The sequence below is a fragment of the Ruminococcus intestinalis genome (assembly GCF_014288065.1).
Taxonomy (GTDB): Bacteria; Bacillota; Clostridia; order Oscillospirales; family Acutalibacteraceae; genus Ruminococcoides; species Ruminococcoides intestinale_A.
Genome location: NZ_JACOPS010000014.1, coordinates 1 through 652, shown reverse-complemented (window position 1 = coordinate 652; position 652 = coordinate 1). Strand labels below are relative to the sequence as shown.

Sequence of the window (652 nt, the reverse complement as noted above, 5' to 3'; positions counted from 1 at the left end):
GACGGTAATCCAAGTTACGCTCACTATTCATACCACGGCTACTATGTTCTCGACTACACACAGACAGATGCAAACTTCGGTACTGCCGAGGAGTTTGAAACTCTTGTTGACACAGCTCACGAGCACGGCATCAGAGTTATTATGGATATCGTAATGAACCACTCAGGCTACAACTCGCTTTACGATATGGCAGAGTATGGTTACGGCACAGTAGCACCGGGCTGGGAAGACGCATACTATTCACATCAGAATGTAAACAACAAAACATATCACAGCTTTATCGACTACAATACAAATGCAGAAGACTGGGCTAACTGGTGGGGTCCTGATTGGATTCGTTGCGGTGTAGCAGGTTATACAGAAGGTGGCGGCAGTGACCTCACAAGATCTCTTGCGGGTCTTCCTGACTTTAAAACAGAACAGGCTTCTAAAGTAGGTCTTCCAAAAATTCTCCAGAAAAAGTGGAGCAGAGAGGGCAGACTTGATTCTGAAACAGCAAAGATTAATAACTTCTTCACCAAAACAGGCAGAAACGCGACTGTAAGCAACTACCTTGCAGGCTGGCTTTCAGAGTGGGTAAGAGAGTACGGTGTTGACGGTTTCCGTTGCGATACCGCAAAACACGTTGAATTTGCTTCTTGGAAAAACCTTA

Annotated in this window: 1 protein-coding gene; it reads left to right on the top strand. The window is 45.4% G+C overall.

Annotation, left to right across the window (positions count from 1 at the left end; genetic code table 11):
* Positions 1 to 652, top strand: a 652-nt coding sequence (locus H8R91_RS11930) for an alpha-amylase family glycosyl hydrolase (protein WP_243237861.1), incomplete at both ends; no start/stop codon positions are given.